Annotated in this window: 20 protein-coding genes; 5 read left to right on the top strand and 15 right to left on the bottom strand. The window is 59.6% G+C overall.

Translation table 11 applies throughout. The features are described 5' to 3' along the window. Nucleotides 1-71 precede the first annotated feature (71 nt). From IEV82_RS14035 to IEV82_RS14015, 5 genes are read right to left on the bottom strand one after another with little or no spacing between them, the layout of a single operon-like run. Nucleotides 72-1,142 (bottom strand): Ldh family oxidoreductase, encoded by a 1,071-nt coding sequence (locus IEV82_RS14035; RefSeq protein ID WP_188482665.1) that lies wholly within the window; start codon nucleotides 1,140-1,142, stop codon nucleotides 72-74. Further along, entirely contained in the window at nucleotides 1,135-2,001 is an 867-nt protein-coding gene (locus IEV82_RS14030; protein ID WP_188482664.1) for an ABC transporter permease, read from the bottom strand. Before IEV82_RS14030 ends, IEV82_RS14035 begins: the two co-directional genes overlap by 8 nt. Next, nucleotides 1,998-2,807, bottom strand: a complete 810-nt coding sequence (locus IEV82_RS14025; RefSeq protein WP_188482663.1) for an ABC transporter ATP-binding protein — start codon at nucleotides 2,805-2,807, stop codon at nucleotides 1,998-2,000. The genes IEV82_RS14030 and IEV82_RS14025 overlap by 4 nt, the downstream gene beginning before the upstream one ends. Continuing rightward, entirely contained in the window at nucleotides 2,804-3,832 is a 1,029-nt protein-coding gene (locus IEV82_RS14020) for an ABC transporter substrate-binding protein (RefSeq protein ID WP_188482662.1), read from the bottom strand. Before IEV82_RS14020 ends, IEV82_RS14025 begins: the two co-directional genes overlap by 4 nt. A 60-nt stretch (nucleotides 3,833-3,892) precedes the next feature. Next, nucleotides 3,893-4,714 carry a fumarylacetoacetate hydrolase family protein gene (locus IEV82_RS14015; protein WP_229747807.1) on the bottom strand — a complete coding sequence of 274 codons (822 nt, stop codon included), beginning with the start codon at nucleotides 4,712-4,714 and terminating at the stop codon, nucleotides 3,893-3,895. 205 nt (nucleotides 4,715-4,919) lie between these two features. On the opposite strand from IEV82_RS14015, the gene IEV82_RS14010 reads away from it, so the two are divergent. Beyond that, complete coding sequence (locus IEV82_RS14010; protein WP_188482660.1) at nucleotides 4,920-5,633, top strand: FadR/GntR family transcriptional regulator; 714 nt, start codon at nucleotides 4,920-4,922, stop codon at nucleotides 5,631-5,633. A 160-nt stretch (nucleotides 5,634-5,793) separates the two neighbouring features. Here the strand turns inward: IEV82_RS14010 and IEV82_RS14005 are convergent, their stop codons facing one another. The 9 genes from IEV82_RS14005 to IEV82_RS13965 all read right to left on the bottom strand — a co-directional run bounded on the left by IEV82_RS14005 (nucleotide 5,794) and on the right by IEV82_RS13965 (nucleotide 18,544). After that, the gene (locus IEV82_RS14005; RefSeq protein WP_188482659.1) at nucleotides 5,794-6,801 is read right to left on the bottom strand and encodes an LLM class flavin-dependent oxidoreductase; all 1,008 of its coding nucleotides are present in this window, start codon (nucleotides 6,799-6,801) and stop codon (nucleotides 5,794-5,796) included. Nucleotides 6,802-7,035: 234 nt separating this feature from the next. Continuing rightward, complete coding sequence (locus IEV82_RS14000; protein WP_188482658.1) at nucleotides 7,036-7,383, bottom strand: hypothetical protein; 348 nt, start codon at nucleotides 7,381-7,383, stop codon at nucleotides 7,036-7,038. A gap of 107 nt (nucleotides 7,384-7,490) precedes the next feature. Continuing rightward, a complete protein-coding gene (locus IEV82_RS13995; RefSeq protein ID WP_188482657.1) occupies nucleotides 7,491-10,988 on the bottom strand; it encodes a S8 family serine peptidase in 3,498 nt (1,165 codons plus the stop codon). 519 nt (nucleotides 10,989-11,507) lie between these two features. Beyond that, nucleotides 11,508-12,062, bottom strand: a complete 555-nt coding sequence (locus IEV82_RS13990) for a TetR/AcrR family transcriptional regulator (RefSeq protein WP_188482656.1) — start codon at nucleotides 12,060-12,062, stop codon at nucleotides 11,508-11,510. A 52-nt stretch (nucleotides 12,063-12,114) separates the two neighbouring features. Beyond that, a complete protein-coding gene (locus IEV82_RS13985) occupies nucleotides 12,115-13,830 on the bottom strand; it encodes a dipeptide ABC transporter ATP-binding protein (protein WP_229747806.1) in 1,716 nt (571 codons plus the stop codon). A 23-nt stretch (nucleotides 13,831-13,853) separates the two neighbouring features. Beyond that, nucleotides 13,854-14,759 carry an ABC transporter permease gene (locus tag IEV82_RS13980; RefSeq protein WP_188482760.1) on the bottom strand — a complete coding sequence of 302 codons (906 nt, stop codon included), beginning with the start codon at nucleotides 14,757-14,759 and terminating at the stop codon, nucleotides 13,854-13,856. After that, complete coding sequence (locus tag IEV82_RS13975) at nucleotides 14,759-15,733, bottom strand: ABC transporter permease (RefSeq protein WP_188482654.1); 975 nt, start codon at nucleotides 15,731-15,733, stop codon at nucleotides 14,759-14,761. The genes IEV82_RS13980 and IEV82_RS13975 overlap by 1 nt, the downstream gene beginning before the upstream one ends. Before the next feature lie 19 nt (nucleotides 15,734-15,752). Next, nucleotides 15,753-17,327, bottom strand: a complete 1,575-nt coding sequence (locus tag IEV82_RS13970; RefSeq protein WP_188482653.1) for an ABC transporter substrate-binding protein — start codon at nucleotides 17,325-17,327, stop codon at nucleotides 15,753-15,755. A gap of 446 nt (nucleotides 17,328-17,773) precedes the next feature. Further along, nucleotides 17,774-18,544 (bottom strand): putative zinc-binding metallopeptidase, encoded by a 771-nt coding sequence (locus IEV82_RS13965; protein WP_229747805.1) that lies wholly within the window; start codon nucleotides 18,542-18,544, stop codon nucleotides 17,774-17,776. 252 nt (nucleotides 18,545-18,796) lie between these two features. Here IEV82_RS13965 and IEV82_RS13960 point away from each other — a divergent pair, with 252 nt between their 5' ends. Together IEV82_RS13960 and IEV82_RS13955 are read left to right on the top strand one after the other, a co-directional pair. After that, nucleotides 18,797-19,207, top strand: coding sequence for a hypothetical protein (locus IEV82_RS13960; RefSeq protein WP_188482651.1), 411 nt, complete (start codon nucleotides 18,797-18,799; stop codon nucleotides 19,205-19,207). A gap of 190 nt (nucleotides 19,208-19,397) precedes the next feature. Beyond that, nucleotides 19,398-20,645, top strand: coding sequence for an ATP-grasp domain-containing protein (locus IEV82_RS13955; protein WP_229747804.1), 1,248 nt, complete (start codon nucleotides 19,398-19,400; stop codon nucleotides 20,643-20,645). Between the two features lie 48 nt (nucleotides 20,646-20,693). On the opposite strand, the gene IEV82_RS13950 is transcribed toward IEV82_RS13955, so the two are convergent. Beyond that, nucleotides 20,694-21,734: a sodium:calcium antiporter gene (locus IEV82_RS13950; protein ID WP_188482650.1), complete on the bottom strand. Its 1,041-nt coding sequence runs from the start codon at nucleotides 21,732-21,734 to the stop codon at nucleotides 20,694-20,696. Nucleotides 21,735-21,878: 144 nt separating this feature from the next. Between IEV82_RS13950 and IEV82_RS13945 the strand changes: the two genes are divergently transcribed. Both IEV82_RS13945 and IEV82_RS13940 read left to right on the top strand, forming a co-directional pair. Next, nucleotides 21,879-23,008, top strand: a protein-coding gene (locus IEV82_RS13945) for an IS3 family transposase (RefSeq protein ID WP_188482649.1) whose coding sequence is annotated in 2 segments (ribosomal slippage) — nucleotides 21,879-22,140 and nucleotides 22,140-23,008 — 1,131 coding nt in all. Because the reading frame shifts where the segments join, the coding sequence is not laid out codon by codon here. A gap of 328 nt (nucleotides 23,009-23,336) precedes the next feature. Further along, complete coding sequence (locus tag IEV82_RS13940) at nucleotides 23,337-24,380, top strand: succinylglutamate desuccinylase/aspartoacylase family protein (RefSeq protein WP_188482648.1); 1,044 nt, start codon at nucleotides 23,337-23,339, stop codon at nucleotides 24,378-24,380. Nucleotides 24,381-24,499: the final 119 nt, after the last annotated feature.

Raw genomic sequence — 24,499 nt, 5'->3', positions numbered from 1 at the left:
CGGTCAGAGACCAAGCCTAAAAAGATTGCGGGGGCTGAGCGTATCGCCGCTGCCCTCACATCCCGACATGATTAATGCTCGTCTTCGGGGAAGGGCGCATCCAGACCGCAATCGGCAGCGAGCGCGTTCAAATCGCGGCGCAAGGCGGGGTTGAGGGTCAGTCCGTTTTCGCGGCGCGCCTCCGCAGCAGCGCTCTTGCCATCGCCGGGAAGGCGCACCCTGTCATGACCGGGCAGCGGCGCTGAGGCGCGCATTTCAGAGAAGACACGCGCAGCCTCCTCGGCGAAGCCGTCACCGATGCCAAAGGCGGCAGGATCGAGGGCCACTACAAACTGCCCCGTGTTGGTGGGCGATGTAGTGTCCTTGGTGAAATCCACCACCTTCGACCCAAACGCAGCACCGTTCAGAACGCCGGCCATCAGCCCGATGGCGACCGAGAGGCCGAACCCCTTTGGTCCGCCGATGGGCAGCAGAAAACCATCAGAACTCTGTGCCGGATCGGTCAGCGGCGTGCCGTCGCGCCCGACCATCCAGCCTTCGGGCATGTCCTTGCCCTGTTGCAACAGCGTCTTGATCTTGCCCATTGCCGCGACCGTGGTGGCCATGTCAAAGACGAAGGGATCGGGCCCAGTGGCGGGTGCCGAAAAGGCGATGGGATTGGTGCCGATCAGCAGGTCCGTGCCACCATAGGGCGGGACGTGGTTCGCGCTGCCTACAGAGGCGGCCATTCCAAGCAATCCGGCTTCGGCCTGCGGACGCACATAAAGCGCAAGCGGCCCGGCGTGATTGCCGCGCCGGACGCCGACCCAGCCGATCCCGGTGGTCCGTGCCTTCTTGATGGCCAGATCCCGCGCGGCAGCCATGGCCAGATGTCCCAAACCGTTGTCGCCGTCGATCACTGCCGAGGCGACGGTTTCATGTGCAATGGAAAAGCGTGCGGTTGGGTTGCAACCGCCGTCCCTGAGCCGTGCAAGGTATTGTCTCAGGCGGAACACGCCATGCGTGTCATAGCCGTAGATATCGGCATCGACCATGAGGCCTGCAACCTTGCCGGCGTCCGGTTCCGGCACCCCGCAGGTGGTCAATGCATGGGCGACAAAATCGCGCAAGGCATCGACCGCCACTGCAGGGCTGTCAGCCATCGTAAGACCCGACGCTTTCCTTCTGCCAGAACACGACCCGGCGCTGTGTCCATTGTACAAGCAGGTACAACACCAGCCCGACGACGCTGAGATACAGGATCAACGAGAACACACGCGGCGTGTTGAGCTGCGAGGCCGCAACGCGGATCAGTTCGCCAAAGCCCTTGCCACCGCCAAGGAATTCGCCGGTGATCGCACCCGCCATCACGCCCACCGCGCCGATCTTGAGACCGGTGAAGATCTGCGGCAGGCCTGTGGGCAGCTTCATCTTGATGAGCGTCTGCATCCGGCTGGCCCCCATGGTCTTGAACAGCATGCGGGCATTTTCGTCCGCCGCGTGCAGGCCGGCGGCAGTGCCGACCACGATCGGGAAGGTCGCAATGAACGCGGCCAAGGCCACTTTGGATTCAATCCCGAAGCCCAGCCACGCAACAAACAAGGGCGCAAATGCCACTTTCGGCATTGTGTCGATGGCCACGAGGTATGGCATCACCGCCTTTTCGCCGAACGCGGTCTCTCCGACCAGAACGCCAAGCGAGAAGCCAATCGCAATGGCAAGGGCAAAGCCATAGATCACTTCCTGGATCGTGATCCAAAGTGCTGCGAGCATGTAGCCACCTGTCGCAAGGTTTTTTCCGACGAAGATCATGTCCTTCAGGGTTTCCATCGGAGTTGGCAGAATGATCGGTGACACGAGGCCGAAGCTTGTCACCAGTTGCCATGTTCCGACAAAGACAACAAATACGAAGGTCATCGCGATCCAGCGCGGGACAGAGTCGATAAACGACACTTCCTGTTCCCACACGGTGTCCTGCACTGTCTCGGTGTCGGTTGGCGCATTGGTCTGATACTCGGTCACATGTCTTCTCCCTTGTCCAGCATGCCCCGAATGTAGTCGACGATTTCGCCGAATTTCGGCGTTGTCATCATGTCGAGCGTCCGGGGTCGTGGAAGATCGACAGTCACGATCTCGGCAATGCGGCCCGGGCGTGGTTTCATCACCACGATTTCGTCCGAAAGGATGACGGCTTCCTGAATGGAATGGGTGACGAGGAACGCCGTTGCGTCCTGTTCGCGGCAGATCCGCTGAAGCTCCATGTTCATCATGTCGCGCGACAGCTCATCAAGGGCGCTGAATGGCTCGTCCAGCAGCAGAACTGCCGGTTCGGTGATGAGCATCCGGCAGATCGAGGCGCGCTGTGCCATGCCGCCCGACAATTCGTTGGGATAGACGTTCTCAAAACCCTTGAGGCCGACGATGTCGAGCAGCTCATGCGCCTTGTCCATGGCCTTTTTGGCAGCAGCCTTGCCGTCCCGGATCTCGATCGGCAGCACGATGTTTTCCACGGCCGTCTTCCAAGGAAACAGCGTGGCCTGCTGGAACATCATGCCGATGTCGCGACGCGGTCCTTTCACGGGTTGGTTCTGCAGGATCACCCGTCCCTTGCTTGGCGGTATCAGCCCGGCCATGATCTTGAGCAATGTCGACTTCCCGCAGCCGCTGGACCCGATGACCGAGGTAAAGCTGCCTTTGCGCAGGGTGAGGCTGACGTCTTCCAGCGCAACCACACTGTTGCGCGCGTAGGTCTTGCTGACCTGTGTCAATTCGTAGACCGGCGCGCCTAGAGGCGCGCCGGAATAGTCTTGTGCCAAGGCAGTGCTCATCCGCCTGCAGCCTCGCTTCCGATCTGGGCAAACTCGTTGGTCCAGACCGCGCCAAGATCCTCGAGCGGGGCGGCAATGTCGCCGCCTGCAACAAGCGAATCCTGCCATTCCTGCCAGACCTCGGCCGGAAACCAGCCCAGATGCGGGGAGTCATCGGACGGAATGGTCTTGGAGCGGACAGCATCGAAGAGTGCAGACTGGAATTCCTTGTCTTCGCCTTCCTGCGGATTGCCGTCGGCGAGGTGCTTGAGCACCGCGTCCCGGTTGGCGTCGTCCAGCGCAAAGGCATGACCGCGTGTGAAGGCCCGGCTCCATGCCTCAACCAGTGCGCGATCATTCGCGATGGTGTCGGCCATCGTCGCGACACCATTGCCGAAGAAACGGCCGAATTCCGCAGGCGTGATGTCCCGCACGGCCATGCCGCGCTGGTTCAAAATGGCAGTGTCCGCCGTTGACGCGGAATAAGCTGAGATTTCGCCGTTGAGGAACGCCGCGGTTGCCGGACCGCCGTCACCCACTGTCAGGAAGGTATAATCCTCACCTTCCGTCAAACCTGACCCCGCCATCACGTTGCGGGCAAAGCCCACCTCTGCGCCATCCGCCGTGCCGGTGCCGATCACCTTGCCACGCAGGCCCTCGATCCCCTGGATGTCGCTGTCCTGCTGAACCGCGATGCCGAAGTTGCTGCGCGCGGCCACATTATAGATCATCACGGCATCCACGCCACGTGTCTTGGCCGCGATCACGGGGCCGGGACCGGGACGGCCAAAATGGGCTTGCCCTGCGGACAAGGCCTGCAGCACCGCGCCGGAACCGTTGATGGCCTCGACCGTGACGTTCAGACCTTCTTCGGCAAAATATCCTTCGCCGATTGCCACGAAGACAGGAAACGAGTTGATCGCAGACGGGCTTGGCTGAACAAACGTGATGTCCCGCAAGCTTTGCGCGAATGCCGATGTACCCAAGAGGCCCGCAGCCGGAACAGCCGAGAGCAGTGAGGCGGTAAAGGTTCTTCTGTTGATCATGATGGTTCTCCTCCCAATCGTGTCTGACCCTTTTCGCCGCGCCAGAAGGCGGCGGGTCCTTTATACGGAGCGCACAGTGTTGCTGAGCGTCCCGATCCCGGAAATTTCACACACCACCGTGTCGCCATCTTTCAGGAACTGCGGCGGGTCCATCGCATAGCCCACGCCTGACGGGGTTCCCGTCGCGATCATGTCGCCGGGCTCGAGCGTCAGCCCTTCCGACAAGGACGCGATCAGCGTTGGAATGTCGAAGATCATGTCTTTCGTGGCGCCATCCTGGCGCTGTTCGCCGTTCACCTTCAGGCCAATTGACAGCGCATGCGGATCGGTGAAGTCATCGGCCGTCACGATGACCGGCCCGATGGGGCAGGACCCGTCCAGACCCTTGCCCTTGAAATACTGTCCGCCGTGGCGGCGCTGGATGTCGCGAGCGGTGATATCGTTCAGGATCGTGTAGCCGAACACATGAGACATGGCATCGGCCTTGGCGATATTGCGACCGGCCTTGCCGATCACCACCGTCAGCTCCACCTCGTAGTCGATCGATGTCGATACATCGGGAAAAAGCAGGACATCGCCGTCCGGTGCCACAACCGACGTCGGAGGCTTGGTGAAAAAGACCGGATGGTCAGACACACCGGTTTTCTGGTTCTGCGCGCGGTCGCCTTCCGCGATGTGTTCGGCATAGTTGCGTCCGACGCAAAAGATGTTTTTCCGCGGCTGCGGGATCGGCGCCAAAAGCGCGGCACAGCCACCGATCACCTTGTCCTGATGCTGGCCGTCCTCGGCCTCTGCCACGAGCCTGCGCACCGCGTCGAGCGCGGGTGTCCCGCCCTCGATCAGGGCCTGCATCGACACTGCAGCTTGCGAGATGTCCAGCATGCGGCCGTCCGACAAACATGCGACGCAAATTTCTTTGCCATCTGCTGAAATGGTCGCCAATCGCACGTGGCGCTCCTCCCCTATTTGTGTCCTGTGAACTTCGCACGGTCTCGGATGCACGACTCACGGACATGTCTTCCCTTTGCAAGTATGTGTCGTCGACTTAGGGTTGGGGCAATCAACCAATCAGCGAATTGGGTGGAACATGACTTCGACGACCGACTTGGCGCAAAGGCTACGCGATCTGATCGATACCGCAGGATTTCGGCACAACGACCGTGTTCCGCCGGAACGCGAGCTGTGCAAGGCCTTGGGCACAACCCGCAACCAACTGCGCAAGGCACTGGCAGAGCTTGAAGCGCAGGGGCGCATTTGGCGACATGTCGGGCGGGGGACCTTCGTCGGGTCGCGTCCCGTGTTGAACCTGCGCGACGTGACCTATCTCGGCGATCAGATCAAACCCGAGCAGGTGGTGGAAGTGCGCTTCACCATCGAACCGCAGCTCTGCCGACTTGCTGCGCTGCACGCCACGCGGTCAGATCGGGACCAGATGCGGCTCTGTGCGCAAAGGTGCAGAGAGGCTGAAGACTGGCGATCCTATGAGGCGTGGGACAACAACCTGCATCACGCCATTGCACGCGCGACCCGCAACCAATTGTTCTTGTATTTCTTCGAGACCCTGAACTCGGTCCGCCGGTCGATCCTCTGGGGGCAGCCGCGCGTGACGCGCAAACCGGCCGAAGACTATTCGAGCTTTTTTGAACATGATGACATAGTTTCCGCCATCGGGTCGGGTGAGGGGGATTTGGCCGCATCTGCAATGCACGCGCATCTGCAATCGGTCTATTCCCGGATCTTGCCCAACAGCCCAACCCCCGAGCTTGCGCGCCAGTTTACGACCGATGCCGGACATGGGTAAGCTCAAGTACATGATGCAACCCTGCAGACGCGAACAAAAATTGCCAGCCCGCCCAGTAATTTCTGTGAAGCTGGCCAAACAGCAGACAGGCTTCGTTCCGCGATTGCTGAAATTGCGCAGCGTGACCACATCTTGAAGCGCGGTTTTCGGCTTTCCTGCCTCAGGCCGCCACGGCACCTTCCGACAGATCGCCCAGAACCTGGGCCGCGATTTCGAAGGAGCGGATGCGCGCGCTGTGGTCGTGGATCATGCCGGTCACGATCAGCTCGTCCGGCTGATAGGTGTCAATGAGCGCGCGCAGCCCGTCCCGGAGCGTTGCGGCCGAGCCTGTGGCGGAGCAGGACAGGGCTTGCTCCACCTGGGCCATGACCGGTGCCGGTATCTCTTGGTGCAGGTCTCGGGTGGGACGCGGCAGCTTGCCCGGTCTGCCGGTTCTGAGCCGTGCGAAGGCTAGGAGCTGCGAGGAGCGCAGGAACGTCGCCTCTGCATCGGTGGTGGCTGCGCAGACCCCGGCCGCCATCATCACATAGGGTTTTTCCAGACGGTCGGAGGGCTGGAACGTGCTGCGATAGATCGCGAGTGCCTGCTCGAGCATGGCCGGTGCAAAATGCGACGCAAAGGCATAGGGCAAGCCGAGCCAGGCGGCCAGTTGCGCGCCATAAAGGCTTGAGCCCAGAATCCAGACTGGCACATGGGTGCCGGTTCCGGGAATGGCACGCACGGGTGCGGTGTCGGCGCTGTCCTCGAAATAACTGATCAGTTCCTGCACGTCCTGCGGGAAGCTGTCCTCGGGTGACATGTGCCGACGCAGCGCCCTGGCCGTGGCCATGTCGGTGCCGGGAGCCCGGCCCAATCCCAGATCGATCCGACCCGGATAGAGCGTGGCGAGGGTTCCGAACTGTTCGGCGATCACGAGCGGCGCATGGTTGGGCAGCATGATGCCCCCGGCACCGATCCGCATCCGCGATGTGGCCGCAGCGACATGCCCGATCACCAGGGCGGTGGCGGCACTCGCAATGCCGGGCATATTGTGATGCTCGGCCAACCAGTAGCGGTGATACCCGAAGCGTTCCGCAGCTCGAGCGAGCTCGACGGTCGCGGCCAGAGCATCGGCGGCAGTCTTGCCTTCAGGAATGGGCGACAGGTCGAGAAGCGAGAATTTCTGCATGGGAGCCTCCGTTGACCAACAGGTAATCATTCCGGACGGTCAGGCCAAGGTGGTTCTGTTTCGCGGCCATCACTTCACATAGCGGGCCCCCTTCGGCGGGAAGATCAGTATCGCAATCGACAAGCGACTTGCTGTCTCGCTATATGCGGCGTGGCCCACCGCTGACCTCTGCACATCAGCCGATCTGGCCATATGTGAAACGATAGTTCCGCACGCCACAATGAGGAGATAACCTCAGTCCGCCGCCGTCAATGTGATTTGCCGACCGCTCCGCCCGTCGCTCACAGTGGCAAAAACTGCAAATGGGCCATGGATGTCACGTGCGGCGCCTTGAAACACCAGGCTCGTGATCGTTTGTGCGCAGATGCCATCCCTGAACGCGACATCTGCCTCGATTGCGAGTGTTGTAAGCCCATTCGAGACAGTGATCGCGTGCTGCAGCTCGCCGGGGCTGTAACAGGCGCTTGGCGCGTCATAACTCAGTTCATACTCGACCGTCCCAGCCACCCGGGTCCAGCGCAAGGACGCGCCTGCGGCGCGCACTTCCCCCGTGTCGGCGGCTGATTTTGGGCTCTGTGTCACTGGCAGCTCCGCATTGCGGTGCCGCAGCAGGACGGGCGGCACCTCGATTTCAAATGTCACAGCAGGGCAGTGCCATGGAAAAGGGCACCCTGCCCAGACCCGGCATCTTAGCCGAAATGTTCAAAGTCTCCAAATGCCGACACACCGGTGATCGTGGCGGCGGAGCTGTCCATCGCAATGATGTAGGTGCCGCTGTCGGTGTCCAGATCGTAAGCTTCCGCCGAGATATAGGCCCGATCAGAGGTGATTGCGGTGAACTGGATCAGCGCTTCACGATCCCCGGCTGAATCGTCATCGAAAGCCAGCACCTCTCCATTTGCATCATAAAGCACGAGGAACGGGTCATCGATCGGGTTGGTTTCGCCACGCACGAGAGCGAACTGATAGAAGACCCCTGCAGTTAGGTCGACGGCGTACCAGTCAAGGTCACCCGGCTCATCAGTGATGCCTTGGATGATCTGGCCTTCGGACAATGTGGCTGTGGTCGACGGATCGCCCGCCACGTCCAGCGGCGCGCTGAAGGGCGTTGTCAGGCTGAGCGCATAGGTCCCTGTATCCGCCGACAAATCAAAGACTTCCGCTGCGATAAAGACCCGCCCTGTCTGGAATGCGGTAAATTCGATGACGGAGTTCAACCCGTCAAAATCGTCGTTCAGCGTGATGAAATTGCCCTGCCCATCCCACAAGGTCAGGTAAGGGTCTGCAATCGGATTGGCGCCGCTCGGTGTCAGGCCGAATTGGTAGGTCTGACCCGCAACGACGTTGACCCCGTACCAGTCCGTGTCCCCAGGTGCATCGATTGTGCCGATGATGGTTTGTCCCGGAGCGATATTGACCGTGCTCGTTGGATTGCCCGGGACATCCACGCCCGTGTTTCCACTGCCACTGGTGCGGACAGCGCTCAGTGCGTAGTCTCCGGAACTCGCATCGCCAAAGGCGGCCGCCTCCAGATAATAGGTTTGGGTGCTGATTGCAGAATAGCTGAGCAGCGAATTCAGACCGTCACCACCGTCATCATTCGAGGCCACAAGATTGCCCTGGCTGTCATAGAGATAGAGATAGGGATCGCGCAAAGACGTCCCCGAACCACTGCCCTCAAGCCCGAAATCATAGGCGCTGCCTGCCTCGAGATCGACCCGGAACCAGTCCCGGTCGCCCGCGATTTCAAGCGATCCAACGACCTGCCCTGCAACTGCATCGATAAAGCCGGATGTGTCCGGGTTGGCAGAGAAGTCATCGCGGTTTGCGTTCTGCCCGGAGGCCAACAGGGTATATGTGCCGGTTTGGCTCGAGAGAAACGCTTCCGCCGACAGATAGAACGTACCGGTTCGGGCCGCGGTGAATGTCAGACTGGAGTTGAACCCCTCACCCCCATCATCATCAGCCGCCACAACCGCACCGCTGTTGTTGTAAAGGTAGAGATATGGGTCGGACAGGGTATCCCCGATCAGATCGAAGGTGTAGGTTTGACCTGCGATCAGATCGATTGCGAACCAGTCGCGGTCAGCGCCAAATTCAAGCGCGCTTGTCACACTGGAGCCGACATTGAGACGCCCTGCGGTGCTGAACGTATCACCGATCTCGCCGGTATTGCCCTGTCCTGTCTGCACCACCTCGAGCGAGTAAGTCCCCGTTGCAGAGCCGAACGCGCTTGCGTTGATAAAATAGGTGCCACCGGTGCTGACTGTAAATTCGATCAGAGAGTCCAACCCGGTGCCGCCATCGTCGTTTTGTGCAATGAAGGTACCCGATCCGTTCAGAAGCGTGAGGTATGGATCGCTCAAGGTCCCACCACCCGAGGCGGCCCCTTTGAGCGAAATTTCATAATCGCCGGGGGTCAAAGTGACTGCGAAGTAATCTTCATCACTGGCGAAATCGATTTGGCTGCTCACCGGCGTGCCGACCACCACGGTCGCGTCCGTGGAAATCGTGCCGGGAATGTCATTGCCGGCGGGTGGTGGTGTGGACCCGCCGCCGCCGCCGGGAGCTGCACCGGAAAGTGCCAGGATCGCCTCTCCCAAATCGAACATGTCGGCGCGCACATAGGTATTGTTCGTGTTGATAACGCGGTCGTCGGGGGTTTCATCATCAACAAACCGATCACCGGTTTGGATCAGCAGGCTTGCGATCTCGCTTGGGCTCAAGGATCTGCCAAGTTCTTGCTGGGCAAGTTGTTGGGCCAGTGCCACCATGCCTGCCACATGCGGCGCGGCCTGGCTGGTGCCGGACGACGCCGCGGTCCCACCGCCGGGAGCTGCACCGTTGATCTCCGCACCGGGTGCAAAAATCGTCGGTATCACAGACGAGCGCTGCGAAAAGAACGTCACGTCGTCGAGTGTGGCGGACGTCCCTCCGATCGCGCCTATTGCGATCGTGTTGGGATCGCGAGACAGCGAGCTGGCCCCTTCAACCTGAAACTCCGCATAGGCGTTGCCGGCAGCGACAATGGTTGTCACGCCGAGCTGGTTGGCCAGCGCACTCAACTCGTCGCCATAGATCGGGTCGGTTTGGATAAAGTTGCCATTGGAGGAATCCCCCAGCGACATGTTTACCGCGACAATGTTCAGGGCTTCGGCATGTTGCACGACCCACTGCAAGGCTTCCTCGATCCACAGGCTGGTGCCAAAACCGGTTCTGTCGAGCGCTTGCAGGGCGACGATATTGGCACCGGGTGCGACGCCGGGGAATGCAGACGCAGAGGAGGCAACAATGGACGCGACGTTGGTGCCATGCCCTTCTTCATCGTTCGCGGTGCCATCCCGTTCATCCGTAAAATCGCGGCTGAAGATGATGCGATCGGAAATCCCGTTGCCATCCGTGTCGGGCCCGAATGCAGGATGGTTGAGGTCGATCCCGGTATCGATCACGACAACCGTCTGTCCCGACCCGTCAATGCCGGCAAAGCGCGCATCGCTTTGGAAGGCTGAAAGGTTCAGCACAACGCCAGCCTCGAACGTGGAGATGGACAAATCTCCCGAAGAACTCGCCTCCGGTCCCGCAATGCCGAGCTTGTCATCCGTGGAGCCGTCAGTGGTCAGACCCGCACCGGGATCGCCCTTGTCTTCGTTCAAGGTCGCAAAATACAGGTTTGACTGCGTTTGCGACGTAAGGATGGATGCGGGATCGGATGTCACCACGGACAGCGCGGAATTCGCCGATTGCGCGGCGCCTGCGTCGTAGGAAAAATCAGGCAGGTTATTGGCCTGATCCTCCCAATAAAGCGCGCTTGCCACCTTGTTCTGGACCACGGCCAAATCGGGATTGGTTCTCGCCCCTTCGATGATCGCTTCAATCATCTGTCCGGTATCCACACCACCGCTGGTCAGCGCGGTGACCCAGAACTCCAGACCCTCTGCGTCCGGTTCGCGATTGAACAGGTTTTGATAGACGGATGTGATGAACTGCGCCGGTGTCCCGCTGTCCGGGTCCGCGAAATAGGGATAAAGTGCGCGGGTCTCGTCCTGGTCGGCAAAGAAATTGGCGATCTGGAGCGTCGAGACGCCAGCTTCGAAATTCGAGACCCAGAATGCGAAGCCTTCGGGATCGGGGGCTCTGTTGTAATAGCCAACATAATAGCGCGCAATAATCTCTTCGGAGATCAACATGGGGCTTTCCTGAAATTCGTTATATCATGCGGTGCGGGTGCGGAATTTTCGCTTTGGCATGCGCTGTGACACACTTGGGGTTCAAAGAATCGACGTCGAGACGTAGTATTAAAAGTGTTATGCGTGGGCTGCGTATCGGTCAACGATCCTGCAGTCTTTCGGAGCTGCCGCGCCATGCACAGCTTTGACCGGCTCCATCTTTGCCGGGGCCAAGGACGCGCCGCGTATTCGTATCAGGCAAGACCCCGCGTCAGAGGTCTTGCCTGGGTCTCGTGTGTGTGAGCGCGCGTAAAGCAGTGAGAGGTCTGGCTTGGCATGCCAACGTCGCTGACCCTAACGAAAAACGAGGACATTTTGGGAGATCACGTCGACCCGTGACGTGCGGATTGCCCGTGTGCGCCCAATCCGGATGCGTTTTTTGAATTTTCCGCTTCATGATTTTGAACGTCCGGATTTCCCGCGGGATCGGAAAACCGGTATAATTGCTGCCCGGTTTTGGGATCGATGTCCAATCGACGCTTATACGGCGCGTTTGACAGCAATCACCGCAACCGCGTGCAGGTCCGCACGTCGGGCCCCCGAGCGTGCGCGCAGCATGATGCCGCGCGCGACAGCTGCCAGCATGCCGGCCAGTGCCTGAGTTTCAGAGTTCGGCTGTGCGGCGTCCTCATGAGCGAGGCGCTGCGCAATCTTGTTTTCCAGCGCCGAGAAGCGGCGGTCTAGCTCCTGCCGAAAAACGTCATTCGCGCCTGCAACCTCGGCCAGCACGCAGGAAATCAGGCAGCCGGGGGTGCGGCTGTCGCGCGTGGCGAGTGCCACAACTTCGTTGAAGAAATTGGAGAGATCGGCTTTGAGCGTCCCGCATGGACCCAAGGCATCGGTAAGGGGCGCAAGGTGCGTTTTCACGTAATGGGCAATGACGGCCAGAAACAACCCCTCCTTGTCCCCATACATTTGGTACAGGCTGGACCGCGGCATGTGCGTCTCGCGGCAAAGCTGGTCAATGGACGCGGCGTCGTAGCCCTCTGCCCAGAACACACGCATCGCGGCCTCCAGCGCCTGTTCCGGCGCCACATTCCTTGGCCTGCCGCGTGGTCGGGGTGATGGGGTTTGGGCGCTCATGGTCTCATTCGCGTCGGATCGAGTGTTTTGCCCGCGTCGCGGGGGATGTCTCACCGTCAAAGCGCACGGTTGGTGTCTGGGCCAGCAGATCACGCGAGTAGGACGCGGTCGGCGCGGCAAAGAAGGCCTCCGACAGGCCGGTTTCTACCAGCCGGCCATCCTTGAGCACCGCGATATCGTCCGACATCTGGCGCACCACGGCAAGGTTGTGGCTGATGAACAAGGTGGTCAGGCCGAACCGCGCCTGCATGTCCTTGAGCAGGTTCAGGATCTGCGCCTGGATCGACACATCCAGCGCGCTTGTCGGCTCGTCACAAAGCAGCAGTCCGGGGCGGGACAGAAGCGCGCGCGCCACGGCGATACGCTGCCGCTGACCGCCCGAGAACTGGTGCGGGTAGCGGTCTGCCGCCTCGGGCATCAGCCCGACCAAGCCCAGCATCGCCCGCGCCAGACGGTCACGCCGCGCGGCGTCGCGTTCAAGACCGTAGAGCCAGAGCGGCTCGGACAGGATGTCGATCACGCGGTGGCGGGAATTGAGGCTGGAATAGGGATCCTGGAACACCATCTGGACCATCCGCCGCGACGGATCAGAGCGCGCCCGTGACCGCATTGGCGGCAGGCGCGCACCATCCAGACGCATGTCGCCTTTGACAGGCTGCACAAGCGCTGCGATGACCTTGGCCAGCGTTGATTTTCCGGATCCGCTTTCCCCCACCAGCCCCATGACCGTGCCGGGGCGCACCGACAGCGAGACATCTTCAAGCGCCGTGAAATCCTCGCGCGCACCGAAGAGGCCACGCCGCTCGCCGCGGAACCGCACCGTGATCCCGGATATATCAAGCGCGGGTCCAGGTCCTGTGCCCGTGCCAGCCATCAGCCAATCCTCGGCCTCGCGGGCCAGGTCCACCTGTGTGGCAATCTCCGCCTCACCCGCGACACGCGGCAGGCGAAACCGGTCGAGCCGTCGCCCCAGAGGGGGTACGGCAGCCATCAGCGCGGTGGTATAGGCGTGTTCGGGCTGACCGAGCACGCGGGCGGTTTCGCCTTGCTCCATCACCTTGCCACCGCGCAGCACCGTAACGCGGTCCGACACCTGTGCAATCACACCGATGTCGTGGGTTATGAGGATAAACCCCACACCGCGCGTTCTGGCCAAGCGCCGGATCAAATCCAGCACCTGCGCCTGGACCGCAACATCAAGCGCGGTTGTCGGTTCATCCGCGATGATCAGTTCGGGATTGGTACAGAGCGCCAGCGCGATCACCACCCGCTGCCGCATCCCGCCCGAGAATTGATGCGGGTAGGCCCGGATGCGCGTTTCGGCATTTGCAATGCCGATCTCTTCCAGTAGATCAATTGCCCGCCTGCGCGCTGCATCCGTGGAGATGTCCTCATGCGCAAGGATCGTTTCGATCAACTGCGCCTCGATGGTCATCAGCGGGTTGAGACTGGTTTGCGGATCCTGAAAGATCATGGAGATCCGCTTGCCGCGCAGGCGATGCGCTTCGACCGGGCTCAGGCGCCGCAGGTCGGTGTCACCCAGCATCAGCGTGCCCGCGGCAATCTCTCCGGCGGCGGGCAACAGGCCCATGATGGCGGCTCCGATGGTGGATTTGCCAGCACCGGATTCACCCACAAGCCCGTGAATTTCGCCCTGTGCGACATCGAGCGACACATTCTCGACCGCAAGCGATGCGCCACCCCGGTGCTTAAACTGCACGCAAAGACCCTCGACCTTCAACATCAGCGCAGGCTCGGGTTGAAAAGGTTGCGCAGGAAATCACCCAGCAGGTTGATGGCCACGACAAGCACCACGAGGAACAGCGTCGGTATCCAGAGGATCCACCACTCGCCCGAAAGCAGGTACTGCATCCCGATGCGGATCAATGTGCCGAGCGAGGGTGAATCCGCAGGCAGGCCTACGCCAAGAAAGGACAAGGTCGCCTCCAGCAGGATCGCCGAGGCAAGGTCCACCGTGGCAATCACCAGCAGGGGGCCAACGATATTGGGCAGGATATGCCGCAGCATGATGCGCAGCGGATGTTGGCCCATCATGATTGCCGCCTGCACGTAATCCTTGTTGCGTTCGACAAAGACCGAGGCCCGCGCGGTTCGGGCGAAATTGACCCAAAGCGACAGCGCGATGGCCAGAGTGATCACAGCGATGCGCAGATCGTCATGCAGATCGCGGGGCAGTATCCCGCGCGAAATACCGTCGATCAAAAGAGCGGTCAGGATGGCAGGCAGCGCAAGCTGCACATCTGCGATCCGCATGACGATCGCATCGAACCGCCCGCCGAAATAGCCTGCGGCCAGTCCCAGCCCGACACCCAGCACCAAAGCCACCGCCATGGCCATCGCCGCAATCGACAGGGATAGCCGGGCACCATAGAGGATCGACGACAACATATCGCGGCCCTGATCGTCGGTGCCCAGCACGAAGCGCGCGTCTCCACCTGCCTCCCAGACGGGCGGCAGCAAACCGTCGATCAGCGAGAACGAGGCAAGATCATAGGGGTTCGTGGGCGCAATCCATGGTGCGAGCAAGGCACCGAGAACGATCACCAAAGTCACGATGGCAGCAAGGAGTGCGGCTGGGCTTCGCGAGAACAGCCATATCCCTTCGGAACGCTTTAGGCGGGCGAGCATCATGCGCTCTCCCTCACGCGGAGGCGGGGGTCGATCACCACGTAGAGCAGATCGACCAGCAGGTTGATCAGGACAAAGAAGAAGGCGATGACCACGAGGTAGACGCTCATCACCGGAATATCGACAAAGCGGATCGATTCCAGAAACAGCAAACCCATGCCGGGCCATTGAAAAACGCTTTCGGTGACGATGGAAAAGGCGATCACGCCGCCGAATTGCAGCCCGATGATGGTGATGACCGGGATCATCGTGTTGGATAATGCATGGCGGTAACGGATGCTCTGCCACGGCACGCCCCGCGCGATGGCAAAGCGGATGTGGTCCGTGCGCATCACCTCCATCATCTGCGCACGCACCAGCCGCATCGTCAGCGTGAGTTGGAACAGGCCCAGCGTCAGCGCAGGCAGCACGAGTGAGCGCCAGCCCTCCGCGGTAAAGAGCGATGAGCGCCACCAGCCGATCTCGACTGTGCCGCTGCGCCCGAAAGTGGGCAGCCAGCCCAATTGCACGCCAAAGAGGAAGATGAGCAGGATGCCGATGACGAAGGTCGGGATCGACACCCCGATCAGAGTGCTGATCAGGATCGTTTGGCTGACCAAGCCACGTGGACGCAGCGCCGTGTAGATGCCGGCAGGAATGCCCGCGATCAGCGAGATCACGAGAGCGACAGTGCCCAGCTCCAGCGTGGCGGGCAGGCGGGTGAGCAGCATCTCTCCGATAGGTTCACGCGTACGAAAGGAATAGCCAAAATCACCGCGCAGCATGTCACCGATAAAGCGGATGAACTGCACGAAGAACGGATCGTTCAGGCCCAGTTCCTTGCTGAGCCGGGCCTGATCTTCCAGCGATGTCTCGACCCCAGTCATCTGGCTGATCGGGTCGCCGACAAAGGTGAACAGGGAAAAGGCAAGGAAGGCGACGGCCAGCATCACGAAGACGGACTGAACCAGCCGCTTCAAGACATACCCGACCATCACCTTGCCTCCTGTCGCCTCAGTTCACCGAAACCCAGCGCAGCATGAAGAAGTTGTCGGGGCGCTGCACCACGTCGATGCTGTCCTTCATCGCCCAGATCAGTGGCTCGGTGTAAAGCGGCACATAGGCGACATCCTGTTGCAGGATGCCTGCCACTTCATCGATCATGGCCTGACGTGCGGCCTCGTCGATTTCCTGCTGGATGGGCTCAAGCAGTTCGTCGATCCTGGCGCTAGAATAGCCACCGAAGTTCCATGTGCCCAGCCGCTCTGTCGGCGTATGCGCAAGAAAGCGGATCGGGTGCTCGGCGTCAAACGTGCCCGGCGACCAGCCCAGCAGATACATGTCGAAATTGTCAGCACGCAGTTCGTCCCAATAGCCACGCACAGGCATGGCGTTGACATTCGCCGTTACCCCGATGCGGGCCAGCATGGAGGCAACTGCCCGGCACACAGCCTCGTCGTTGATGTAGCGGTCATTGGTGCACATCAGGCCAAAGGAAAACCCATCCGCATATCCCGCTTCAGCCAGAAGGGCCTTTGCGGCTTCCGCATCAAAATCCGGACGGTCTGCATGTTCGTCCGAAAAGCCAGACAGGCCCGCAGGCAAAAGCTGGCTGGCCGGTTCAGCGGCACCGCGCATGATCACCCGGTCGATCGTATCCACCTCGATGGCTTGAGCCACGGCAAGGCGCACGCGCGGATCGAGGAACGGGTTGGTGTCATTGGTCTCATCCGAATATTTGAGCGTGTCATGGTCATGCCCGAAACCGAGCATGATCACCCTTGTCTCAAGACCCGCGAGCACCTTGAACCCGTCGCGGCTTTCGACCTGTTCGACGTCCTGCAACGGGATCGGCGAGATGAAATCGATCTCGCCGGACAGAAGTGCCGCGAGGCCGGTGGCCGGGTTGCCGATCGGCGTAAAGACGGCCTCGGTCACGTTGTGCTGCGCGCTGTCCCACCAACCTGCATGCGGGGTCAGACGGGTCTCGATCCCCGGATCGCGCGAGGACAGCACAAAGGGACCGGTGCCATTGGCATTCCGCGTCGCATGGTTTTCGGCATCGCGTGCAGGCAGATCGGCGCTGTTTGTCGTGGCCCAATCCGCATCGAGGATCATGAAGTTGGCAATCGAGCCGGGGAAAAGCGGGTTTGGCGCGGATGTCAGGAAATCCACTGTGAAATCATCGACGCGGACCACCTCGGTGATCGAGGCAAACCAGGATTTGACGTCCGACGGCTCTGAGATTGCGCGCTCATAGGAAAAGATAACGTCGTCTGCGTTAAATGCCGCTCCGTCATGGAAAGTCACACCTTCACGCAGGGTAAAGCGCCAGCCCGCGCCATCCGGCAGCGCCTCCCAGGATGTTGCGAGGGACGGCTCGATACCCATCTCGGGGCCACGCCGTACGAGGCCTTCGTAGACATTGTTGAGAAAGGACAGGACCGGCGCGGCGTTGACCGCATGCGGATCCATTGTCTGCGGATCGGTTGTACCGGCCCAACGGAAGGTTTCAGCGGCAACGGGCAGGGCGCAAAGCAGGGTTGTGCCAAGCGCCATTGCGGCCGTGGAAAATGTCATTCTGACCATGGGTGACCTCTCTGTGTGCGTGCCTCGTCTGGCGGGCATCCTGACCACAGTTAGGCATATTCGGAACGATCATTCCAGATCTGCTGGTCGCATTGCTTTTGTCCTTCGCAAAACGGGCTCGAACAGGACGCAGCAGCACAGGTGTCGGGTGCGGTTTCCCCGGCTGGTCGACCTGGGAAACCCAAAGTGTAGATGCACGGAGACGCAGGGGCTCTGGAGCCATTCAATGGCAATCATCCCAATGGCCGTCTGGCTGGGATGCCAACACGGCTAAAAACACGTCTAGCCTGTGAAAAACATTCACCGAAACCGAGCAGAGATCAGGCAGTCAGCGGTATTCGCAGCACTCCATCTCCCCTCCTCGGGCATTGTGTGCACCTCACATAATGGCCCGAAGAGGGGGTCTGACAGAACCGGATTTGGTCACCTATTAGGGAAAAAACCGTCTACCTGCCTTGTGCCCCTCTGCGCAGCCATTCATGCACAAAGGCCAGTTTTTTCTGGGCTGCATGGGAAATCATGAATGGATAGACGTCCGCCAGTCCCATGGAGCGATTGATGTGGTTGACCCCGGTAACAACTGAAATCGCGACCTGGATCAAGGATATGGCGTCAGGTTCCGAGTAGGGATCCCAGTCCGGATAGGGCAAGGCCGCCAACGAGAAGCCTGCCGATACGGCGCTGTCGGTGATATCGGTCAGGTGCAACAGATGCGCGGCCGTCTCCGCCCAGTCTTCGTGCGGGTGCGCCGACGCATAGGTTGTCAGGTAATTCTGGTTCCAGTCCTCGGGTGGGCCATTGCTGTAGTGACGTTGCAGCGCGGCTGAATAATCCTCGCGTTCATCGCCGAACACGGCCCGAAATGCCTCGAGGAAATCGGTCCGCAGACTGAGGCGCCACCAGAGCATATGCGCGATTTCGTGGCGCATGTGACCGATCATGGTTCGGTAAGGTTCCTCAAGCGCCTCACGACGCGTTGTGCTGAGGACCGGATCCGCTTCGGCCACGCTGATGGTGACCACGCCGTTTACATGTCCCATGGCGACAGGCGTCGGTCCGTCGGCGAGCATGTGAAAGACTGGAGGCGTTCCCGGGTCCTCGGGGCGGAACCAGTGCCAGCGACCCAGATTGTCGAGTGCCCACCGCTTCGCAGCCTCGGTCTGCGCCCAGTTGGACAGAGCGTTGGGAATGGAGGTGTCCGGTGAAATCGTTGTCATTGCACAGGATCGGCATAGCGCTCCTGGCTCTGGTGCAATCCAGTTGCACCCCAGGAGCTCCCGGTTGGCGCAGAACTGCAAAGTCGGAATGAACGCCCGCGCTTGGGGATCATAGCCGACCGGTGTTCCATCTGCCGTGGCCAGATTGTGAAACCAAAGCGAACCGGCCCCAACCGGATTGGAAAAAACGTACATGCCGGAAAGGCTCCCAAAATCTTTTTGTGCCGATCAATCCATCGTGCTGGAGATCGCATGAGCAAGTTGCAGGCTGCGTTCTCGCAAGCCTTTGGAGCGACGTTACACCTCATTGGTGAGGGCTTGGCAACTCCTGAACGGGCTGAAGTCGTCAAATCGGCTACGAATCGCTGTCATCCGATGACACATGGCAGGGTCTATCATGGGTCTCAGGATCCAATCAGCGCCGTTCTTCAAGTGAATACCTCACCTCGTCTGGCAGCGGCCCTTCACATCCTGAATCTGACCAATTTTAGTTTTATGATCGAACCAATCAGGGAACTGCCTTCTATACGTCGCGGTCAAACATATGAAGCTGAAAAATCATCATGCCAAGCCTATTTTCGGAAAAATATGAACAAGTACGCGATTTTTGCATTCATCATGATGAAGCTGGGAACGCTTACGACTGCCCATAGGTGTGTTTGAAGTATTGAGCATACCTCTATATAATTAGATAGACTAACTAAATAATGAGATACGTTAACTAAATGATAGAACATGTGGGTGTCTGACTGGATCCTCGGCATGTTGCGTATATGACAAAGGAGACCGCGCTATCTCGAAATCATCAGAAGCCCCTCTCGCCAGAGACGTCTCGAACTGGACCGATCCGACTTTGGATTCGGTCAAGGGAACAGAAACGCCCAAAGACCCGAACAAGGGCTATGTCGCCTTGCTCGGCTGGAGCGTCAACGCCATCAAGGCCGCCCAGGCATTTGACCGTCGCTATATCGTGGTCGCCCCCGACTGGGCCGCTGACTTTTGCGAAGCAAACAAGATCCCCTTCATCCAGTGGGATTTTGCGCGACTAAACGATCGCTCGATCGAAATTGCCCAAAGGCTCAAGGAGGAAGGCGTCGATGTGGCCATTCCGCTTTTCGAAGAAACGGTCGAATGGGCCGGTGCCATCAACTCGGTTCTCATGGATCAGCCCCGCATGTACGGGCAATCCGTGCTGTTTCGCGATAAGGCCTTGATGAAACGTCGCGCCCAGTTGGGCGGGATCCGTGTCGGTATCTTTGAGGAAGCCTACGAGAAAGACGATATCGTCCGTTTCATGAAGCGCGTGAACCAGACGCTGCTGAAGCTCGATGGCGACCCCGACGATCCGATCCATGTCAAGGCGTTCGACAAGGCTGGATGCCTCGGACACCGCATGATCCGGGATATCGAAGACATCGACAAGATCCCGGACGAGGAATATCCGCTGTTGATGGAAAGCCATCTTGATGGCTGGGAGTTCGCGGTTGAAGCCTGGGTCCACGACGGCGAGATCAAGTTCCTCAACATCTCGGAATATGTCACGCTTGGCTATTCCGTGTTCGTGCCTGCGACACGGGAACTGGAAAGCTGGCGCGATGCGATCACCAAGCAGATCGAGAAACTGATCAAGACCTTCGACATCAAGTTCGGTCAGATCCACCCGGAATATTTCGTGACGTCCGACGGCGAGATGTACTTTGGTGAGGTTGCCTATCGCCCGCCGGGTTTCAAGGCTTTTGAATTGATCGAACGTGCTTACGGCTTCAACGCCTACCAGGCCAATATCCTGGTGTTTGATCCCAAGAGCACCAAGGAAGAGGTGGATGCCTTTTTCCCGCGCGAGGTCGAAGACGCAAAGGGCTATGCCGGCTGCTTTGGCGTCTACCCGCGCCGTCGTGTCGTCAGCACTCTCGAGATGCCGAAGGAAACTGCGGAACACCCGTATTTTGACTTCCACGAGCTGCTGTCACCCACGCAGGAAACGGTGCCGGATCGGTCTGCCTTCGGTACGCATTGGGGCTTGGTGTTTTTCTTTGGCGACGATCCGATCAAGATGCGCGATCTGCTCAAAGCACAGGAAGAGTTGGACTTTTACGTGTAGCGGGTTTTCGACCGCCCCGGATCGACGTGAACCTGCATCCTCAGATCCTCAGGTTCCAGAAAGGAACTGTACAACAACTGCTCCGGCGTAGATCGCCATCAGGAGGATGCTTTCCATGCCGATCCGGGCGGGACCCTGCCTTTGTCTGAGGATCATGCCGCCGATCATGATACCGGTCATCAGCATCGCCGTAGAGATCCAGTAATAGTCCGTGCTGCCTACCGCATGATAGAGCGAGCCATCGCGGTAAGCGATGTCAGAGGCTGTCAGGAACAAAGTATCGAAGGTGTTGCCGCCGATGATACCCCCAACTGCGAGCTGCAATGCGCCACGGCGTACGGCTGCAATCGTTGTCACCAGTTCTGGCATGGATGTCACAAGTGCGGTGCCAAGTGTGCCCACCATCGTGTCCGAAATACCCGTCCTGTCAGCGAGTTCTGCGGCAATTTTCGCGATCCCGAATCCTGCGATGCCCATGAGAAGCATGAGGCCTCCGAACATCAAAAATAGACGCCCTGTGCTCTGCGTGCGGCTCTCGGCTTCTTCCTCTTCCGGCTGGTCGGGTTTCGTTTCGTCGGTGTCGATCGGTTCCCACATCGGCTCTTTCTTGACGGCCCGTGCGCCAATCAATCCACCCGCGAACACGAGCGGGATGGCAAAAGAAATTGGATGGACCAACCAAATCGTGACCTCAGGCGCGGAAAATGCGAGGAACGGCAGTGTGAGCAAAACCATCAGCACGATGCCCTGAAAGACATTCCCGAGATCGGCGGCGGCGTGTTCGAGATTGATCTTGCGATAGAACATGTCGGCGAAGGTCAGGAACAGCGTTTGAGCCGCGATGCCGCCCACGCTGTTCGACAAAGCAAGCGATGCCCGGCCATCGAGCGCGGCCGTAATCGAGACAATGATGCCACTGAACGAGGTGGCAGCGCCCAGCAGAATTGTCCCGATGATCGCCTCGCCAAGTCCGGTGCGGTCTGCCAGCCGGTCGGCGAGGCCCGTCATTCTCAGACCGGAGAAGAAGATGACAACGCTTGCCGCGAGGAAGGCCCCGACAAGGATCGTCGTTGAGAGGTCGTTCCACATTGTTCACTCCCGTCTGTTCAGCCTCGACTTCGAGAGACGAACGCCGCCGGGCAGCAACAAGTTCAGCGAGGGGTGGTAATCCCCCCCGATCTTAGAGGGATGCGGAAGTAGAATTTTCTCGGCAGGATGACTGAGGAGATTCCGATGAAGAAGACACGTTTCACAGAAGCCCAAATCATGGGTATCTTGCGGCAGATGGAGAATGGCGCGCCCGTTTCCGAGCTGTGCCGGGAACACGGCATGAGCAGCGCCACGGTCTACAAGTGGCGCGCGAAGTATGGCGGCATGGATGCCAGCCTGATCAGCGAGATGAAGGCTATTGCCGAGGAGAATCGGCGGCTGAAGCGCATGTTCGCTGACGTCAGCATGCAGAACGACCTGCTGAAGGAAGCGCTCGGAAAAAAATGATCCGGCCAGCTCAACGCCGAGAGTTGGCCGTGAAAGCGGTGGCGATGAAGGGCGTCAGCATTGCGCTGGCATGCCGGGCATTCGATGTCAGTGAGACATGCTACCGGTACAGCCCGAAGCTGGATGACGAGAATGAGCAGATCGCTGATTTGCTCCTCGGGCTGACGACGGCGAAGAAGACTTGGGGCTTCGGCCTGTGCTTTTTGTATCTGCGCAACGTCCAAGGCCATGGCTGGAATCACAAGCGCGTCTACCGGATATACCGTGAGCTGGAGCTGAACCTGCGGATCAAGCCGCGCAAGCGTCTGAAGCGGGAAAAGCCCGATGAACTGGTCGTGCCGCCTTCGCTACAATCGATCCCCCGGATCGATTGCTTTACGCTTCGGCCCCCGAATGAGGTCTGGTCGATGGACTTTATGGCCGACAGGCTGGGGGATGGACGGCAATTCCGCCTGCTGAACGTTCTGGACGACTTCAACCGCGAGGGACTGGGCATTGAGATCGACTTTTCATTGCCTGCGGAACGGGTAGTTCGAGCCCTGAACCAGATTATCGAATGGCGTGGTGCCCCGGGAACAATTCGAGTCGACAATGGCCCGGAATACGTCAGCGGCACCCTTATGGAATGGGCTGAAAACCAGGGCATAGCCCTGACCTACATTCAGCCCGGCAAACCGCAGCAGAACGCATATGTCGAACGCTACAACCGGACGGTCCGGCATGAATGGCTGAACCTCTACATCTTCGAAAGCATCGAGGAGGTACAGCAGATTGCCACCGAATGGCTCTGGTCTTACAACAACGAACGCCCAAACATGGGCAACGGCGGAATGACGCCCGCCCAAAAACTGAAAATGGTCGCGTAAATTCTACGACCAAGCCCCCGTAAAAACGGGGGGATTACCGGGTCTTCTGCCGGTTTCGGGTTCCAAATGTCCAACGACGATTCCGGTCATCGGCAAAGTTCCGCATGGGGCAAATCTCCCTGACAACTCCGATGGCTGCTGGATCAGTTCTGAGTAACGTCCAACAGACAATCCGCATCGTACGAGCCGTGCGCAGCAAGGTGGAGGAGACTCCCTCCCACGAGTTGCAAGCTGTCGAAAAGGCAACCGGTCTCGACATCGCTGCGAAGATGGTCGAGTTTCCCGCAAAGCATGCGAAACCAGAAAACTAGACGAGAGGCGAGGGCGGATGTCAAAGCGTGCCAATTTCGAGATCGGTGGTGAGTTGATTGCACCCAACACGCGGCGGACCGTGGATCTGCCCGTCAGTTCATTGTCGGATCACACGCCGGTAACAATGTCGGCGCATGTGATCCACGGCAAGGCCGACGGCCCCACTGTCTTTGTCAGTGCGGGTGTTCACGGCGATGAAGTCATCGGGATCGAGATCGTCCGACGCCTTCTCAAGTCTGCTGCGATACGCGGTCTACGCGGCACGCTGATCGTGGTGCCCATCGTGAATTCATTCGGGTTCATCAATAAATCCCGCTACCTTCCCGACCGCCGGGACCTCAATCGTTCCTTCCCGGGGAGCGAAGGCGGCTCTTTGGCCGCGCGCCTTGCAAACCTGTTCCTGACCGAGATCGTCTCGCGTGCGGAAATCGGAATTGATTTGCACTCCGCGGCGATCCATCGCTTCAATTATCCGCAAGTGCGCGTCTCGCCCAAAGATGCGAAAATGCGCGAATTGGCAGATGCGTTCGGGGCGCCGATCATCATGGAATCCCCCATTCGCCATGGGTCTCTGAGGCAGGCCGCAAAGGACCATGGCACCAGCGTTCTGCTGTACGAAGCCGGGGAAGGTCTGCGTTTCGACGAGGTTTCCGTCCGGGTCGGGCAGGTCGGTATCCTCCGGGTTCTCAAGTCGGTCGGGATGATATCCGGCCGAGGCGTCGCATCTGCAACTGCGCGAACGCAGTTTTGCCCCTCAAGCAAGTGGTTGCGGGCTCCGATGGGCGGCCTGTTCCGAGGCTTGAAGGCGGGTGGTGACGCAGTGCGCAGAGGCGAGATTCTGGGTATGGTCTCCGACCCCTTCGGCGAGCACGAAAGTGAAATCGTCGCGCCGTTCGACGGGATCATAGTCGGTCGAGCGGTCATGCCGATCGTCAATGAAGGCGATGCGGTGTTCCACCTTGCGCAAATCCTTTCTGTCGACAAGACCGAGGACGCAATGGGCGATCATTCGTCTCAATTGGCAGGCGATCCCATGTTCGATGAAGACGAGATCATCTGAGTTCGATAACCTCGGGGTAGGGACCTTTTCGAAGCACCCAGCTTTTCGTGTTAGGGGTTTTCTCGACGTTTCATTCGATCGCTGCTGTCACAATAGGAAATCGCTGTGAACTCACGGTG

The organism is Marivita lacus, assembly GCF_014637725.1.
GTDB lineage: Bacteria > Pseudomonadota > Alphaproteobacteria > Rhodobacterales > Rhodobacteraceae > Marivita > Marivita lacus.
The sequence above is the reverse complement of the archived record's forward strand: the minus strand, read 5'-3'. Positions and strand labels throughout refer to the sequence as shown.